General features: G+C 72.2%; 17 protein-coding genes. 7 read left to right on the forward strand and 10 right to left on the reverse strand.

Features of this window, described 5'->3' with window-relative positions; translation table 11 throughout:
- Nucleotides 1-91 precede the first annotated feature (91 nt).
- Nucleotides 92-1252: an iron-containing alcohol dehydrogenase gene (locus AC0VYM_RS19235; protein ID WP_475454136.1), complete on the forward strand. Its 1161-nt coding sequence runs from the start codon at nt 92-94 to the stop codon at nt 1250-1252.
- Between the two features lie 47 nt (nt 1253-1299).
- The gene (locus AC0VYM_RS19240) at nt 1300-2088 is read left to right on the forward strand and encodes a sulfite exporter TauE/SafE family protein (RefSeq protein ID WP_475454138.1); all 789 of its coding nucleotides are present in this window, start codon (nt 1300-1302) and stop codon (nt 2086-2088) included.
- Nucleotides 2089-2174: 86 nt separating this feature from the next.
- Here AC0VYM_RS19240 and AC0VYM_RS19245 read toward each other — a convergent pair whose 3' ends face one another.
- The 5 genes from AC0VYM_RS19245 to AC0VYM_RS19265 form a co-directional block, all read right to left on the reverse strand.
- On the reverse strand, nt 2175-3047 hold the full coding sequence (locus tag AC0VYM_RS19245) for an ABC transporter permease (RefSeq protein WP_475454140.1): 873 nt from the start codon (nt 3045-3047) through the stop codon (nt 2175-2177).
- The gene (locus tag AC0VYM_RS19250) at nt 3040-3813 is read right to left on the reverse strand and encodes an ABC transporter ATP-binding protein (protein ID WP_475454142.1); all 774 of its coding nucleotides are present in this window, start codon (nt 3811-3813) and stop codon (nt 3040-3042) included. The genes AC0VYM_RS19245 and AC0VYM_RS19250 overlap by 8 nt, the downstream gene beginning before the upstream one ends.
- A gap of 7 nt (nt 3814-3820) precedes the next feature.
- Nucleotides 3821-4870: an ABC transporter substrate-binding protein gene (locus tag AC0VYM_RS19255; protein WP_475454144.1), complete on the reverse strand. Its 1050-nt coding sequence runs from the start codon at nt 4868-4870 to the stop codon at nt 3821-3823.
- A 140-nt stretch (nt 4871-5010) separates the two neighbouring features.
- Nucleotides 5011-6063 carry an ABC transporter substrate-binding protein gene (locus AC0VYM_RS19260; RefSeq protein ID WP_475454146.1) on the reverse strand — a complete coding sequence of 351 codons (1053 nt, stop codon included), beginning with the start codon at nt 6061-6063 and terminating at the stop codon, nt 5011-5013.
- Nucleotides 6064-6309: 246 nt separating this feature from the next.
- Complete coding sequence (locus AC0VYM_RS19265; protein WP_475454148.1) at nt 6310-7176, reverse strand: MetQ/NlpA family ABC transporter substrate-binding protein; 867 nt, start codon at nt 7174-7176, stop codon at nt 6310-6312.
- Between the two features lie 240 nt (nt 7177-7416).
- Between AC0VYM_RS19265 and AC0VYM_RS19270 the strand changes: the two genes are divergently transcribed.
- Nucleotides 7417-7959 (forward strand): winged helix-turn-helix domain-containing protein, encoded by a 543-nt coding sequence (locus AC0VYM_RS19270; protein WP_475454150.1) that lies wholly within the window; start codon nt 7417-7419, stop codon nt 7957-7959.
- Between the two features lie 110 nt (nt 7960-8069).
- On the opposite strand, the gene AC0VYM_RS19275 is transcribed toward AC0VYM_RS19270, so the two are convergent.
- From AC0VYM_RS19275 to AC0VYM_RS19290, 4 genes are all read right to left on the reverse strand, one after another.
- The gene (locus AC0VYM_RS19275; RefSeq protein ID WP_475454152.1) at nt 8070-9278 is read right to left on the reverse strand and encodes a YeiH family protein; all 1209 of its coding nucleotides are present in this window, start codon (nt 9276-9278) and stop codon (nt 8070-8072) included.
- Nucleotides 9275-9421 carry a hypothetical protein gene (locus AC0VYM_RS19280; protein ID WP_475454154.1) on the reverse strand — a complete coding sequence of 49 codons (147 nt, stop codon included), beginning with the start codon at nt 9419-9421 and terminating at the stop codon, nt 9275-9277. The genes AC0VYM_RS19275 and AC0VYM_RS19280 overlap by 4 nt, the downstream gene beginning before the upstream one ends.
- Nucleotides 9422-9597: 176 nt before the next feature.
- Nucleotides 9598-10002, reverse strand: a complete 405-nt coding sequence (locus tag AC0VYM_RS19285) for a rhodanese-like domain-containing protein (protein WP_475454156.1) — start codon at nt 10000-10002, stop codon at nt 9598-9600.
- Entirely contained in the window at nt 9999-10541 is a 543-nt protein-coding gene (locus AC0VYM_RS19290; protein ID WP_475454158.1) for a cysteine dioxygenase, read from the reverse strand. Before AC0VYM_RS19290 ends, AC0VYM_RS19285 begins: the two co-directional genes overlap by 4 nt.
- 597 nt (nt 10542-11138) lie before the next feature.
- Between AC0VYM_RS19290 and AC0VYM_RS19295 the strand changes: the two genes are divergently transcribed.
- From AC0VYM_RS19295 to AC0VYM_RS19310, 4 genes are read left to right on the forward strand one after another with little or no spacing between them, the layout of a single operon-like run.
- The gene (locus AC0VYM_RS19295; RefSeq protein ID WP_475454160.1) at nt 11139-12395 is read left to right on the forward strand and encodes an SfnB family sulfur acquisition oxidoreductase; all 1257 of its coding nucleotides are present in this window, start codon (nt 11139-11141) and stop codon (nt 12393-12395) included.
- Between the two features lie 28 nt (nt 12396-12423).
- Nucleotides 12424-13593: an LLM class flavin-dependent oxidoreductase gene (locus AC0VYM_RS19300; RefSeq protein WP_475454162.1), complete on the forward strand. Its 1170-nt coding sequence runs from the start codon at nt 12424-12426 to the stop codon at nt 13591-13593.
- 30 nt (nt 13594-13623) lie between these two features.
- Complete coding sequence (locus tag AC0VYM_RS19305; RefSeq protein ID WP_475454164.1) at nt 13624-14169, forward strand: NAD(P)H-dependent oxidoreductase; 546 nt, start codon at nt 13624-13626, stop codon at nt 14167-14169.
- Nucleotides 14170-14193: 24 nt separating this feature from the next.
- Nucleotides 14194-14715, forward strand: a complete 522-nt coding sequence (locus tag AC0VYM_RS19310) for a flavin reductase family protein (RefSeq protein ID WP_475454166.1) — start codon at nt 14194-14196, stop codon at nt 14713-14715.
- 145 nt (nt 14716-14860) lie between these two features.
- Here AC0VYM_RS19310 and AC0VYM_RS19315 read toward each other — a convergent pair whose 3' ends face one another.
- On the reverse strand, nt 14861-15280 hold the full coding sequence (locus tag AC0VYM_RS19315; protein ID WP_475454168.1) for a hypothetical protein: 420 nt from the start codon (nt 15278-15280) through the stop codon (nt 14861-14863).
- Nucleotides 15281-15362 lie beyond the last annotated feature (82 nt).

Raw genomic sequence — 15362 nt, forward strand, 5'->3', positions numbered from 1 at the left:
TCGGAGAGCGGGGTAGGTACCGGGCGTCACGGCCCCCGGCACCCGGGGGTGTCCGACCGTGCCCGTACTCCCGCCCCCGGAGGTACCCCGAGTGTCCGCTTCCATCGTCCTGCCCCAGATCATCCGCGTGGGTGCGGGGGCCTCGGCCGAACTGGCCGGGACCCTGGACTCCCTCGGCCTGTCCCGACCGCTCCTGGTGACCGACCCCTTCATCGCGCGACAGCCGTTCTTCCGGCGGCTCCTGGCCGACCTGGAGGGCGCGGGCGCCTCCCCCGGAGTGTTCGCCGACACCGTCCCCGACCCCACGACCGCCGTGGTGGAGGAGGGGGTGCGGGCGCTGGAGGAGGGCGCCTTCGACTCCCTGGTCGCGGTGGGCGGCGGCAGCCCCATCGACACCGCCAAGGCCGTGGCCCTGGTGGGCGCGCACGGCGGGCGGATGCGCGACTACCGGGCGCCGGTGGTCACCGACGCCCCCGCCCTGCCCGTGGTGGCGGTGCCGACCACGGCGGGCAGCGGCTCGGAGTGCACGCGCTACAGCATCATCACCGACGCGGAGACCGGCGAGAAGATGCTCTGCGCGGGGTTGGCGATGCTGCCACGAGCCGCGCTGGTGGACTTCGAGCTCACGCTGGGCATGCCCCGACGGCTGACCGCCGACACCGGGGTGGACGCCCTGACCCACGCGATCGAGGCGTACGTGAGCGCCAGGGCCAACCCGGTCTCGGACGGGTTCGCTCGCGAGGCGATGCGCACGATCTTCACCCACCTGCGGACCGTGTACTCCGACCCGGACGACCGGACCGCGCGCGAGGCGGTGATGGTGGGCGCCACCCAGGCGGGGATGGCCTTCTCCAACTCCAGCGTCGCCCTGGTGCACGGGATGAGTCGGCCGGTCGGCGCGCACTTCGGCGTGGCGCACGGGCTCTCCAACGCCATGCTCCTGCCCGCCGTCACGGAGTTCTCGGTGACCTCCGCGCCCGAGCGCTACGCCGACTGCGCCCGCGCGATGGGGTTGGCCGCCCCGGACAGCACCACCGGTGAGGCCACGGGGGCCCTGGTGTGGGAGCTGCGCCTGCTCAACCAGGAGCTGGAGGTGCCGACCCCGCGCGAGTACGGGATCGGGGCCGAGCGCTGGTGGGAGCTGGCCCCGCTCATGGCGGAGCAGGCGCTCGCCTCGGGGTCGCCCGACAACAACCCCCGGGTGCCCGGGGCCGAGGAGATCGTGGAGCTGTACCACGCGGTGTACGGATGACCTGAGGACGACCGCCCTTTTTCCTACTGATGCAGTAGGGTTTTCGGGTGACCCTGTTCCTCGCCGTCCTGGCCGGATTCGCCGTCGCCGCCGCCACCACGCCGGTGGGCGTGTCCGGGGCCGTGCTCCTCCTGCCCGTCCAGCTCAGCGTGCTGGGCCTGTACGGCCCCGCGGTCAGCGCCACCAACCTGCTCTACAACGTCGTCGCCACCCCGCTCGGGCTGAGCCGTCTGGCGCGCTCCGTACGCGGCCACGGCACCGGGGCTCTGGTCGCCGCCGGGGCGGCGATCCCGTGCGCGGTCGCCGGGGCGGCCGTCCGCGTGACGTGGCTGTCGGACCCGGCGCTGTTCCGGGGCCTGCTCGCGGTGCTCATGCTCGGCATGGGCGCCCGCCTGCTGGTCACCAGGGCGCGCACCCGTCCCGAACCAGCGGTGGGGCGGGACCGCGCGGGCGGTGCCCCGCTCGCCCTCGCGGCCGGAGGTGCCGCGCTCCTCGGCGCCGCCGTGGGGATCGGCGGAGGATCGCTCCTGGCCCCGCTGCTGATCACGGTGGGCGGCTGGCACACCTCCCGCGCGGCCCTGGTGGGGCTGACCACCACCCTGGTCACCTCGGCGGTGGGACTGAGCGCCTACGCCGCCTTCGACCGGATCGGTTTCGGCGCGGCCCCGGCCGCCCCGGACTGGGGGGTGGGCCTCGCGCTGGGGGTGGGCGGCGCGCTGGGGGCCCTGGTGGGCGTCGGGCTCGGACGTCGTATGGGAGAGCGTCCGCTGCGGTTCCTGCTCGGCGGTCTGGTGTCGCTCACCGGCGTCGCCTACCTGCTCGGCCTGCTGGCCTGACCGGTGGGTCCCGGCCCCGAACGCGGTGGGGCCGCGCGCTCTCGCGAACGCCCGGCCCCGCCCCTTCCCCTCCCCGGGTCCTCGGGCTACTGCGTGATACCCCAGCGGCGGCGCAGGGAGCGGTCCGCCCAGCTGAAGAAGACGTCGATCATGATGCCGATGACCAGCACGATGATGATGTAGCTGAGCAGCCGTTCGGCGTCGTTGAGCTGGCGGGCCTGGCTCAGCGCCCAGCCGATCGAGTTCTGCTGGTTGATGATGACCAGCAGTTCGCCGGCCATCAGCGAACGCCAGGCGAACGCCCAGCCCTGTTTGAGGCCGGTCACGAACATCGGCAGCGCGGCCGGGACGACCAGCAGCGTGTAGCGCTGGACCCCGCGCAGGCCCATGACCTTGCCCGCCCGCAGCAGCGACGGGGACACGTAGTCGATGCCCGAGGTCAGGCCGCCCGCGATCGAGGGTGCGGCGCCCAGGATGATCACGAACATGATCGCGGACTCGCTGATGCCGTACAGCAGCATCGCGAACGGGAACCACACGATCGACGGCATGGTCTGGAGCCCGGTGATCAGTGAGCCGATCGCCGCCCGCAGCGGTTTGAACTGCGACACCGCCAGTCCGACGACCACGCCCACGGCCAGGGCCAGCGCGAACCCGACGAAGGCGCGGCGCATGGTGACCTGGACGGCGGTCCAGAACTCGGGGCTGGTCACCTCGTTGAACAGCGTGGGCAGCACCCGGTCCGGGCCGGGGAACACGAACTCCGTGCGCCACCCGGACCACACGACCGCCTGCCAGGCGGCGAGCACGATGACCACGGCGGCCAGTTTGGGCCAGGTGGCGGCCCAGATCCCGCGGGCGACCTCCCCGGCGCCGCGTTCGTCGACGCCGCGTCGCGGCTGGAGTTCGAGGGCGTCGAGCCCCTGGACCTGGCGGTCCCGCACGTCGGTCTCAGGCATGGCGCGAGACCTCCTCACGCAGTCGGTCGGTGATGGCGGCGGCCTGCTCCGCGATGGGCACGGAGTCGATCCGGCGGGGGCGTTCGCCGTCCACCGTGAACTCCTCGATGACGCGGCCCGGGCGGCTGGACAGGAGCACGACCCGGTCCCCCAGGCGCACGGCCTCCCGCACGTTGTGGGTGACGAACAGGACGGTCAGCGACTTCTCCCGCCAGATCCGTTCCAGCTCGTCGTGGAGGATGTCGCGGGTCATGGCGTCGAGCGCGCCGAACGGCTCGTCCATGAGCAGGACGTCGGCGTCCTGTGCCAGGGCGCGGGCCAGGGCCACGCGCTGGCGCATGCCGCCGGAGAGCTCGTGGGGGCGCTTGCGCTCGAAGCCGGTCAGACGGACCAGGTCCAGGAGTTCCATGGCGCGCCTGCGGCGCTCGGCCCTGGGGACCCGGTTCACCTTCATGGGGACCTCGATGTTGGCCCCCACGGTGAGCCACGGGAACAACGCGGCCTCCTGGAACATCATGGCCACGCGGTGGTCCCCGACGTCCACGGCCCCGGTGGTGGGCTCCTCCAGTCCCGCGACCAGTGACAGCAGGGTGCTCTTGCCGCAGCCCGAGGCGCCGACGATGGACAGGAACTCCCCGGCGCCGACGCTGATCGACATGCCGTCGATGGCGGTCACGGCGCCCCTGCCCCGGCCAAAGACCTTGGAGATGGCGTCGATCTCCACGGCGTTCGTCCCGGTCGTCCGGGGTTCGGTGATGGCGGTCATGGTGCCCTTACCCTTCCAGCCCGGCGACCCGCGCGTGTCCGGCCTCGGCCAGGACGTCGTTCAGCGGGTCGAGGGCGTAGATTCCGTTGAGGTCGACGGGGTCCAGCAGTCCGATGGCCTCGGCCTGCTCCGCCTGGACCAGGAGCGACGGCGCGACCGGGTCCACGGTGAACGTGACGTTCTCGAAGGCCGCGGTGGTGAGCCCGGGATCGAGTTCACCGCCGGTGAGGGCCTCCAGGTGGGCGCGGGAGGTCTCGGCCGCCTCCTCCGGGTTGTCGTTGATCCAGTCGACCGAAGCGACGTGGCCGCGCAGCAGGTCGGCCACGGCTCCGGGGTCGTTCTCCAGGAACTCGGCGCTGACGACGAGGAGGGTGGTCACGTACTGGCCGTCGGTCTCCTCCCACAGCTCGGGTTCGTCGATGAGCAGGTGGGCGTCGTCCTCGGCCAGGACCCGGCTCAGGTGGGGTTCGGGGATCCAGGCGCCGTCGATCTCCCCGAGCCGGAACGCGTCCACGGTGTCGGGGTTGTCCTGCGGGATGATCGAGAGGTCGCCACCGCCCGCGGTGTCGACCTCCCAGCCCTGTTCCTGGGCGAACCAGCGCAGCGCCACGTCCTGGGTGCCGCCGAGCATCGGTGTGGAGAAGGTGTGTCCGGGCAGGTCGTCGATGGTCTCGATGTCGTCGCGGACCACCAGGCCGGTGCCCTGGGTGGCGGCCCCCGCGATGACGTGCAGGGCCTCGCCCTCGGACTGCGACCAGCCGTTGACGGCGGGGTTGGGACCGAGGAAGGCGGCGTCGATCTCTCCGGAGAAGACCGCGTTGACGGCGTCGGGCCCGTTGTGGAAGGTCTGGGTGGCGAACTCGACGTCGCCCAGGGCCTCGTCGAGGATGCCCCGTTCCACGCCCACGAGCGCGGGCGCGTGGGTGATGTTCGGGAAGTAGCCGAGGGTCAGGGTGGCGGCGGAGCCACCTCCCCCCTCGCCCCCGCACCCGGTGGCGACCAGCCCCAGGGCCAGGGCGGCCGCGGTGGTTCTCAGCGGGGTCGGGGAAACGCGCATCTCAGGGTCCTTGTCGGGGCGTCTGCGGAGGGACGGGGAAAACTCTACTTAATAAGTAGGTTTTGTGAAAGCACCGGGGTGGCGCGAGCCGGGGTGGCGGCCCCCGTCCGACTCCGCCACCCCCGCTCCAAGGGGGGCCGCTACAGCCCCGCGACCGCCTCGCCGCCGCCCTCGGAGAGGAGCTTGTTGAGCGGGTCCAGGGCGTAGATGCCCTCCAGATCGACCGGCTCGAGCAGGCCCACGCCCTCGGCGTGTTCCGCACCGCCCCGGAGCGAGGGGGCGATCGGGTCCACGGTGAAGACCGTGTTCTCGAAGGCCGAGGCGACCACCTCGGGGCTGGGCCCGCTGCCGGAGACCGACTCCAGGTGGGCGATGGCGGCCGCCTGCGCCTCCTCGGAATTGTCGTTGATCCAGTCGACGGTCTCGATGTGGCCGCGCAGCAGGTCCTCCACCACGTCGGGGTGGGCCTCCAGGAACTCGGCGCTGACGATCAGGTGCGTGGTGACGAACTCGCCACCGGTCTCCTCCCAGAGGTCCGTCTCGTCCACCAGCAGTTCCCCGCCGAGCTCCACCAGCAGGCGGCTCAGGTGCGGCTCGGGTACCCAGGCGCCGTCGATCTCCCCGAGCTCGAAGGCGTTGATGATGTCCGAGTTGTCCTGCGGGATGATCGAGAGGTCGCCGCCGCCCTCGGTGTCGACGTCCCAACCCTGCTCCTGGGCGAACCAGCGCAGCGCCACGTCCTGGGTGTTGGCCAGTTGCGGCGTGGACAGCGTGGTGCCGGGCAGGTCGTCCACGGAGTCGATCCCGGGACGGACCACGAGCCCCGCACCGCGCGAGGTGGAACCCGCGATGACGCGCAGGGCCGTGCCGTCGGACTGGGACCACCCGTTGATGGCCGGGTTGGGTCCGATGAAGGTGGCGTCGACCTCCCCGGCGAACAGCGCGTTGATGGCGTCCGGGCCCGCGTTGAAGGTCTGGGTGTCCAGCTCGACGTCGCCCAGGGCGTCGTCGAAGGTGCCGTTCTCCACGCCGACCAGGGCGGGCGCGTGGGTGATGTTCGGGAAGTAGCCGAGGGTCAGGGTGTCGGCGTCCCCGCCCCCGCCACCGTCGGCCGACCCGCCGCAGGCGGTCGCGACCATCCCGATCGCCAGTACCGTGGCGGCGGCCGAAAGCACGGTCTTGCGCAGGCTCATGAGGGTCCTTTTCGGGTGATCAGAGGGGCGAACGGGCCAAACTCTACTTAATAAGTAGGTTTTGTGGAACAGGAGGCGCGGAGGTTTCCTGTGACTCAGGACACTTTACCCGTCCTGACTACGGAGAGTCATCATCCCAGTGCTCGCCAGGGAACACGAAAGGGGCGGCGGAGCCGGAAGGCTCCACCGCCCCGAGGGGAGGGAAGGGCGCCAGGGGCGCGACGGACCCGCGGGCCCGTGGGGACGCTACTCCGCGACGGAGCCGTCGGCGTCGACCGGCAGCACCACGCCCTGCCAGGTCTCCTGGACGTACTCCAGGACCCGCTCGTCGTGCAGCAGCTCGGCCAGCAGCTGGACGCGCTCGTCGTCGGCGTTCTCCTCCAGGGCGACCAGGCCGTTGGCGTACTTCTCGACGTAGTCGTCGCCCTCGGGCTCCCAGGCCAGGACGTTGGCGTCCTCGGTGACCCCGGCCTCGATGGCGTAGTTGCCGTTGATGACCGCCGCGTCGACGTCGGCGATGGAGCGCGGCAGCTGCGCTGCCTCCAGCGGCGTGATGACGAGGTCGTTCGGGTTGTCGACGACGTCCTTCTCGGTGGCGGTCTCACCGGCGTCGGGGTCCACGGTGATCAGACCCTCGGTCTCCAGGATCGTCAACGCGCGGTAGAGGTTGGCCGGGTCGTTGGGGACCGCGATCTTGGCACCGGTGGGCAGGTCGTCCGCGCCCTCGTAGGTCTCGGAGTAGAGCCCCAGCCGCTCGATGTGGACGTCCGTGACGTAGGTTAGTTCCGCGTCGGGGCCGTTCTCCACCCACTCGTTCAGGAACGAACGGTGCTGGAAGTAGTTGGCGTCCAGGTCACCGTTGACGAGCCCGGCGTTGGGCGTGTTGTAGTCGGCGATCTCCTCGATCTCCAGCTCCAGCCCGGCCTCCTCCGCGAGGTTCTCGTCGATGAAGGCGAGGATGTCACCGTGCGGCACCGGGCTGACTCCGACCCGGAGCGGCCCCTCCCCGGCCTCGGCGTCGGCGGACCCGGAGGCCTGCTCGCTGGGGGAACCGCAGGCGGCGAGGGTCAGAGCCAGGGCGGCCGCGCCGATGAGGGTCGAGGTCGTGCGCATGGTGCACTCCTTCGTGGTCGTGGGACGGAGGATCGCGGGGGGCGTCCGGCGACGGCGGGACCGGCACCGGGACGGCCCGGTGTCCTCGTGGGACCCGGGCGCGCTGATACCAGAGACTAGACCACCTTCTTGGTAGGAAAACTCCGTTTTGCCCGACACCAATCGTGGCCTTCCCCACAGCGGGAAAGATTACCCACTAATCAGGTAGCTTTTGAAGGAAACCGGAAGCATGATGGGTACATGCTCAGCGCACACACCGCACCTCCCCGAGCCGACGCCCGCACCACCTCGACGCGGAGCCACCCGGCCCTGACCGCCGTGTCCGTACCCGCGGCCTCCCCCACCCCGGAGGCCACGGAAGGCGAGCACTCCCTCCTCGGCGTGCTCCCCCTCCCCGAGAGCGGCCGGTACATGCTGGTGTACGGGGTCGTCGTGGACGAACCGCACCCCGGGGTCCGCCCCGTGCCGGAGGTCGGCGGCGACCTGCTCCTGGACCGGGACTCCCGCCGCGTGTGGTCCCAGGGCACCGAGGTCGAGCTGACCTTCCAGGAGTACGAGCTCCTGGAGTGCCTGACCGCCTCTCCCGGCCGCGCGGTCACCCGGGGCGAGCTCATGGAACGGGTCTGGGGTTCCAGCCGCGAACTCCACTCACGCACCATCGACGTGCACATCCACCGCCTCCGCCGCAAGCTCGGCCGGGCCGGGGGCCGCATCGCCACGGTGCGCAAGGTCGGATACATCTACCACGGCCCCTCGACGTCGGTCCCCGTGCGGAGGGACTGACCGGTCGGACCGCCGGGCGGAGTCCCCTGAGGCGCGGCGGCCCGCTCCGATCCCACGCGCACGACGAGGGGCGCGGCACCGTGTGGTGCCGCGCCCCTCGTCCGTCCGGGTCAGAAGGAGAAGCCCCGGAACAGCAGCATCGCCAGCAACAGTCCGACCAGCAGGTTGAACGCGGTGGCGGCGCCGAAGACGCCGATCGGACGCCACCCCGCCTCGCGCAGGGAGCCGAGCCGGAACTCCAGGCCGATACTGGTGAAGGCCGCGATGAGGAACCAGTCCCGCAGCGCCTTGGCGGTGTCCAGCCCCGCCTGGGCGTCCTCCGCCGCGTTGTTGGCCCACAGCGTGGCCACCACCGAGGCGACCAGGAAGCCCAGCACGAACTTGGGGAAGCGGTCCCAGAGGGTGCGCACCCCGGGGCGTCCCTCGTTGTCCCTCCCCTCCGTGGGGGCCACGCGGAAGGCGAAGTAGGCCGTGAGCAGGACCGCGACCACGCCCATCAGGACGTTCTGGGTGGCCTTGACGATGGAGGCGATCTGGAGCGCGTCCTCGCCCACGATCGCCCCCGAGGCCGCGACGGCGGCGGTGGTGTCGATGTTGCCGCCGATCCACGCGCCCGCCTGGGCGTCACTGAGCCCGATCACCTGGACCAGCCAGGGAAGCAGGAAGATCGAGGGCACGGCGAAGAGGATGACCAGGCTCGCCGTGTAGGCCAGCTGCTCCTTCCTGGCCTGCACGGCTCCGGCCGCCGCGATGGCGGCGCTGACTCCGCAGATGGACACCGACGAGGCCAGCAGGGCGCGCAGGCGGTCGTCGAGCCCGAGCCTGCCGCCGAGCCACCAGGTGAACAGGAACACGGAGGTGACCAGCACCAGGGCCTGGAGGACGGCCGGTCCGGCGGCGCGGATGATGACGTCGAACAGGACCGTGGAGCCCAGGAGCACCAGACCGGTCTTGATGAGGAACTCGGTCCGGAACGCCGGGGAGAGGCGGTCGAGGAGTCCGGTCAGGGAGAGGACCAGGTTCCCGGCCAGGCCGAGGAGGATCGCGTAGACGGGGTACTCGACCGCGCTGGCGAACCCGGACAGCGCGGTGCCCTCGGCGGCCTCGGGGACCCAGGACTCCAGGAACCTGGTGGCGGCGGCCAGCGCCAGCACGACGAGCAGACCGAGCGCGGTCCAGCCCCGGGAGGAGGGCGGTGGCGTGTCGGCGCGGGAGGCCTCCGGAGCGGGGACCTCGGCGGCGGTGGAGGTGGCCGCCTCCGCCGGGCCCTCCTCCGGGACGTCGGCGGGGCCGTGGGGATCGGGGGTTCCGGTGCTCACGGGATCAGCCCCTCGGGGATCACGCCGAGCAGGCACAGGCCGAGCAGCACGAGACCCGTGAGGGTGGCGGCCCAGTCCTCGCTGATCCTGAGACCGGTCCGCGCGGGGGTGGTGGGTGACGGTGTGGAGGGTGTTTCACTCATGACGCTTCTCCTCCGGGCGCCCGGGGCGCCCTGGGTCGGGGGACGGAGCGGTGGGGCACGGCGGAGGGTCGCGGGGCCGGCGACCCTTCATCATCAAACCGACTTGTTTAGTATGGATAAGACACATGCGGCGACACCGGACACTGGCGGCGGGGTCGGGGCCGCCCGCGGACGGGTCAGGAGACGGGAGCGGACTCCCGCACGGGTTCGGTCACGGGCAGTCCGGCCGCGCGCCAGGCCCGGAAACCACCGACCAGGTCGGTGGCGCGCGCCAGCCCCAGCTCCTGAAGCTGGGCGGCGGCCAGGCTGGAAGCGTAGCCCTCGTTGCAGAACAGCACGACGTGCCGGTCCGGCGCGTCGGCCTCGGGCACCCGGTCCGGACTGGTGGGGTCGAGCCGCCACTCCAGGACGTTGCGGTCGATCACCAGGGCGCCGGGGATCTCCCCCTCCGACGCGCGGTTGACGACCGGCCGGGTGTCGACCAGGAGCGCGCCCTCGCGCTGGGCGCGCAGCGCCTCGGCCGGGGTGAGCCGCTCCAGGTGGGCACGCTTGCTGTTGAGGACGCGCTCGATGAGGCTCACCGGCCCACCCCCTCAGCCGAGGGCACCGACTCCAGCGTGGGGACGTCGGGCTCGGGATCGGTGGTGAGGATGCTGCCGGTACGGCGCAGCGCGTCGTCCCCGGTGACCTCGTAGTAGTGCATGGCGGTCAGCGGCGGCGAGTAGGCGTGCACGCTCACGGACGGACGGTCCGAGGTGTTGATGACGTCGTGCACGTGGCCGAGGGGGAAGCGGCCGCCCCCGTGTTCCGCGAGGACGCGTTCGCGCAGCTCTCCGTCCCAGTAGTGCTCGACCAGCTCACCGGTGACGACGGTCAGGGCGCCGAGGGAGCCCGCGTGGTCGTGCAGCCGGGTGGACTGGTCGGGGGTCCAGGAGATGAGCCAGACGTCGGTGTAGTCGTCGGCGTGGAGCCGGACGGACCAACGGTTCTCGGCGTCGAAGCGGATCTCGTGGATTCCCTGGCGGACCTCGTCCGCGACCTTCGCGGTCAGCTCGGACAGGCGGTCCAGGGTGAGCGGGGTGGGTGCTGCGGTGCGTCCGGCGGCGTCGTCGACGGTCATGGGCTTCTTGCTTCTCTCCGGGCGGTGTCAGTGGTCGTGCTGGACGGGGTCACTGACAGCGTTCGTCGAAGGTGAGCGGTCGCCACCAGGGCCGGAGGTGTGGTGATGCGCTGACTGCCATGCCCGCCAGTAAACCATATTCCCTACAGGTTTAGTCGGTAGTGGCGTGTCGCCGCGCGCCACATCCACCCCACCAGCACCACGCGATACTCCACCATCAACCGCCGTGACCTCCCACTTCCTTGAATCCCTACTTTATTGGTTGACAAAATCGGGTTCCGGAGACCACAGTGGACACCACGCCGACCGGATCGCGGAGCCGGTCGGCACGGACCCGCCGAACCCTCGCGCCGCCCGGGCCACCCCGCCGGACGGACATCACGAGCGCGAGGCCGGTCCACGTTCCGGGCCGAGGGGGCTGCCATGCGCGGAGCCGCCCGAACCCTCGGCCCGGACACCCCCGGGAACCGCCGCGCCACACCGACGATCGGCGCCTCACGACCGACCCGCCCCACCCGTGCTTTGATTCCGGGTAATTCCAGTAGGCATTCAGGATTACCGGGCGTGTCGGTCGCGCCCCAGCTCAGGAGGTTCCCCTTGTCCGAGACCATCACCGGGCCCACCCCCGGCACGTCCCCCGACGCCGCGCCGGTTCCCGTACTGTCCTCCGCCGCCGAAGCCGTCCGCGTGGCCCGTTCCCTCGTCCCCCTGGTCGCGCGCGAGGCCTCCGCCCGCGACAGGGAACGCCGTCTGCCCCACGACGTGGTCCGCGCGGTCTCCCGCTCCGGCCTGCTGGGGGTGACCGTCCCCCGCGACCTCGGCGGGGCGGCCGTGGGCGCCACCACCGTCGCGGAGGTCCTGCGCCTGCTCGGCACCGCCGACCTGAGCCTGGCCCAGATCCTCCAGCCGCACTTCGCGTTCCTCAACGCCCTGCGCCTGCGCGGCGGCTCCGAGGCCCGGCGCCGCGTGTACTCCGACGTCCTCGCGGGCGCCCTGGTCAGCAACGCGCAGGCCGAGCGCTCCGGCAGGAACGCGCACACCCACGCCACCCGGATCGAACGCGACGGGGAGGCGTACCGGATCGACGGCACGAAGTACTACGCCACCGGGTCGCTGTTCGCCGACTGGCTCGCCGTGGTCGCCCCCGCCGCCACCCCGGACGGGCCCCGTCCGCACCTGGCGTTCGTCCCCGCCGACCACCCCGGGGTCCGGATCGAGGACGACTGGGCGGGCATGGGCCAGCGCACCACCGCCAGCGGGACCGTGCACCTGGCCGGGGTGACGGTCTCCCCCGAGCTCCTCCTGGAGCAGTACCGGACCTTCGAGGGCCCCACCACCTACGGCGCCCTCGCCCAGCTCCTGCACGCCGCCATCGACGTCGGCGCCGCGCGCGGGGCGCTGGAGGAGACCTCGGAATTCGTGCGCACCAAGAGCCGCCCCTGGTTCGAGAGCGGCGTGGACGACGCCAGCGAGGACCTCCTGCTGGTGCAGGGCTTCGGTGAGCTGGAGATCCAGGTCCGCTCCGCCGAGGCCCTGCTCGGCACCGCCGCCGACCGCGTGGAGGCGGCCGACGCGCTCCTGGCCGAGGGCGCCTCCGACGCGGAGGACGCCACCGCAGAGGCCTCCATCGCGGTGGCCGCCGCCAAGGTCGTCGGCGGCCGGGCCGCCGTGGAGGTCTCCTCCGCCCTGTTCGAGGCGGCGGGCACCCGCGCCACGGCGGACGAGGCCAACCTGCACCGCCACTGGCGCGACGCCCGCACCCACACCGTCCACGACCCGGTGCGCTGGAAGGTCCAGCACGTCGGGGAGTACTCCCTCAACCGTCGCCGTCCTCCCCGGCACGGACAGATCTAGCACCACGAGAGCAAGGACTGACACCCTCATGCCCCTGACCTTCCACTGGTTCCTGCCCACGCAGGGAGACAGCAGAGGCGTCGTCGGCGGAGGCCACGGCGCGGACGTCGTGTCCTCCTCCGCCTGGCGGACGCGCGAACCCTCCCTGGAGTACCTCGGCCAGATCGCCCAGGCCGCCGAACAGCTGGGGTTCGAGGGCGTCCTCACCCCCACCGGTTCGTGGTGCGAGGACGCCTGGCTGACCACGGCGATGCTGGTCGGGGGCACGAGGCGGCTCAAGTTCCTGGTGGCCTTCCGCCCGGGCCTGCTCTCCCCCACCCTGGCCGCGCAGATGGCCAGCACCTACCAGCGGCTCAGCGGGGGGCGCCTGTTGCTGAACGTGGTGACCGGCGGTGAGTCCGCCGAGCAGCGCCAGCACGGCGACTTCCTCGACAAGGACGCCCGGTACCGGCGCACCGCGGAGTTCCTGGGCGTGGTGGACGCCCTGTGGCGCGGCCGGACCGTGGACCACCGGGGCGAGCACGTCACCGTGGAGGGGGCCGTGCTCCAGCGGACGCCCGACCCACGCCCACCCGTGTACTTCGGCGGCTCCTCACCCGCCGCCCTGGAGGTCGCCGCCTCCCACGTGGACACCTACCTGACCTGGGGTGAACCCCCGGCCGCCGTCGAGGAGAAGATCGGCCGGGTCACCGCACTGGCCGCCGAACGGGGCCGGACCCTGGAGTACGGGATCCGACTGCACGTGATCAGCCGCGACACCGAGGAGGAGGCGTGGGCGCAGGCCCGACGTCTGCTCGACGGGATCTCCCCCGAGACCGTCGCCCAGGTGCAGAGCGGTCTGCGCCGGAGCGAGTCCGAGGGGCAGCGGCGCATGTTGGAGCTGCACGGCGGCCGCGCCGACGACCTGGAGATCCACCCCCATCTCTGGGCCGGTGTGGGTCTGGCGCGCGGCGGAGCGGGTACGGCGATGGTCGGCAGCCACGAACAGGTCGCGGACCTGATCGAGGAGTACCACCGGGTGGGCGTCAGCGAGTTCGTGCTGTCGGGCTACCCGCACCTGGAGGAGGCGTACTGGTTCGGTGAGGGCGTGCTGCCCCTGCTTCGGGAACGCGGCCTGTGGCGGCATCCCGACGGGGACGAGGCCACCGACGCCCCCACCCTCGTCCCCTTCGCGGTGGCGGAGCCCGCCACCACCTGAGTCCGCCCCTCCTTCCGTTCCGGAGCCGTCATGACCACGACCGTCCTCGTCGGGAACCCGCACCGGGGTTCCCGCACCGCCACCGCCGCCCGGGCCGTGGCGCACCACGCCGCACGCGCCACCGGGCTGCCTCCGGAGCAGGAGGTCCTGGAACTGGCGGACCTGTCGCCCCTGCTGCTCACCCCCGGCCCCACCCTGGACGTGCGGTCGGCGTTGGAACGGGTGAGCGGATCCGACCTGCTGGTGGTGGCCAGCCCCACCTACAAGGCGACCTACACCGGGCTGCTGAAGGTCTTCCTGGACCTGCTGCCGTCCGGCGGCCTGGCGGGCGTGACGGCCGTCCCCGTTTTGGTGATGGCCTCCCCCGCGCACACCCTGGCCGTGGACGTGCACCTGCGCCCGCTGCTCCTGGAGCTCGGGGCCACGGTGCCCACCTCGGGGCTGGCCCTGCTCCAGGACACCGTGCCCGCCGACGAGGACCACGCCCCGCGGCTGGACGCGGTGCTGGAGCCGTGGGCCCACGGAGCCGCCCCGGCCCTGCGCGCCGCCGTCCGGTCCAGGACCACCGCCGTCTGACCGCCGCCCAGAAGGGAGAGTCCGATGAGTGTCACCGAGACCTCGTCCCCGTCCCGGAGACGGGCCGAGGCCGACCGGTTCCGCGCGACGATGCGCCACCACCCGGCCGGTGTCGTCGTCATCACCGCGAACGTCGGGGGAAGGCCGGTGGGGCTGACCGCCACGTCCTTCACCAGTGTGAGTCTGGAACCCCCGCTCGTCTCCTTCTACGTGGCCGACACGTCCACCACCTGGCCGACGCTGCGCCGCGCGGGCGAGTTCGGGGTGCAGCTGCTCAGCGAGGAGCAGACGGACGTCGCGGTGCGGTTCGCGAGCCGGGACGTCGACCGGTTCGCCCCGCCCACGGCCTGGCGTCCGGGACCGGACGGGGTGCCGCTGCTGGACGGGGCGGTGGCGCACCTGGTCTGCACGCGTTTCGACACCCGGCTGATCGGTGACCACTGGCTGGTCGTCGGCGAGGTGACCCACACCCTGGTCCTGGAGGACCCGCGACCGCCGCTCCTCTACCACCGGGGCGGGTTCGCCACGGTGGCCCCGTCGGAGTAGGCACGGCTCCACGAGACTTCCCCTCGCCCGGGAAGAGGGGCGTCCCCGAACGGTTCGGGGCGCCCTTTCGTCGTGCGGTCCGCGCGCCCGGGCTCTCCCCGACGTGTCGGATCCGGGGGCGCGGGTGGGAACGGAGGAAGGCGGGTCAGCGGCTGAACAGGGCCCGGATCCGGGCGGCGAGACCGGCCAGGGCGGCCCGCGCCCGGGTGGGGCGGGAGACGGGGCTCAGCCCGGGCCGGACGGCCGCGGGCGCGGGACCGGTGAGGGGCGCGGTGACGGTGAGCCCGCGCGGCATGCGGCGCAGGGAGGCACGACCGACCGGGGCGTCCAGGGGCACGCGGTACAGGGGTGCGCGGTCCGCGCTCCGCACGAGGACGAGGGTGCCGCCCTCGTGGCGGACCCGCACCCCTCGGGGATCGACGCCCGGGGCGAGTTCGACCTCGACCACGAGGTCTCCGCCACGGCGGCCGCTGTCCACACGGGCCACGGGCTCGGCCTCGAACTGGGCCCACAGGTGCTCGTCGATCCGCTCGCCGGTACCCGCGAAGACATCCGTGACGCGCATCGGACCACTTCCCCTCGTCCTTGAGTTGTCTGCGCTCAAGTTTATTGACGCGTCTTTACCAGGGCAAGGGAGAAGTGTCCGT

This window comes from Nocardiopsis sp. iso_237 (assembly GCF_056173345.1).

Excerpts from the sequence above, each read along its gene's own strand:
- AC0VYM_RS19270 (WP_475454150.1), top strand. The coding sequence starts at position 7,417 with ATGCTCAGCGCACACACCGCACCTCCCCGAGCCGACGCCCGCACCACC.
- AC0VYM_RS19290 (WP_475454158.1), bottom strand. The coding sequence starts at position 10,541 with ATGACCGTCGACGACGCCGCCGGACGCACCGCAGCACCCACCCCGCTC.
- AC0VYM_RS19250 (WP_475454142.1), bottom strand. The coding sequence starts at position 3,813 with ATGACCGCCATCACCGAACCCCGGACGACCGGGACGAACGCCGTGGAG.
- AC0VYM_RS19280 (WP_475454154.1), bottom strand. The coding sequence starts at position 9,421 with ATGAGTGAAACACCCTCCACACCGTCACCCACCACCCCCGCGCGGACC.
- AC0VYM_RS19260 (WP_475454146.1), bottom strand. The coding sequence starts at position 6,063 with ATGAGCCTGCGCAAGACCGTGCTTTCGGCCGCCGCCACGGTACTGGCG.
- AC0VYM_RS19310 (WP_475454166.1), top strand. The coding sequence starts at position 14,194 with ATGAGTGTCACCGAGACCTCGTCCCCGTCCCGGAGACGGGCCGAGGCC.
- AC0VYM_RS19315 (WP_475454168.1), bottom strand. The coding sequence starts at position 15,280 with ATGCGCGTCACGGATGTCTTCGCGGGTACCGGCGAGCGGATCGACGAG.
- AC0VYM_RS19245 (WP_475454140.1), bottom strand. The coding sequence starts at position 3,047 with ATGCCTGAGACCGACGTGCGGGACCGCCAGGTCCAGGGGCTCGACGCC.
- AC0VYM_RS19300 (WP_475454162.1), top strand. The coding sequence starts at position 12,424 with ATGCCCCTGACCTTCCACTGGTTCCTGCCCACGCAGGGAGACAGCAGA.
- AC0VYM_RS19265 (WP_475454148.1), bottom strand. The coding sequence starts at position 7,176 with ATGCGCACGACCTCGACCCTCATCGGCGCGGCCGCCCTGGCTCTGACC.
- AC0VYM_RS19255 (WP_475454144.1), bottom strand. The coding sequence starts at position 4,870 with ATGCGCGTTTCCCCGACCCCGCTGAGAACCACCGCGGCCGCCCTGGCC.
- AC0VYM_RS19305 (WP_475454164.1), top strand. The coding sequence starts at position 13,624 with ATGACCACGACCGTCCTCGTCGGGAACCCGCACCGGGGTTCCCGCACC.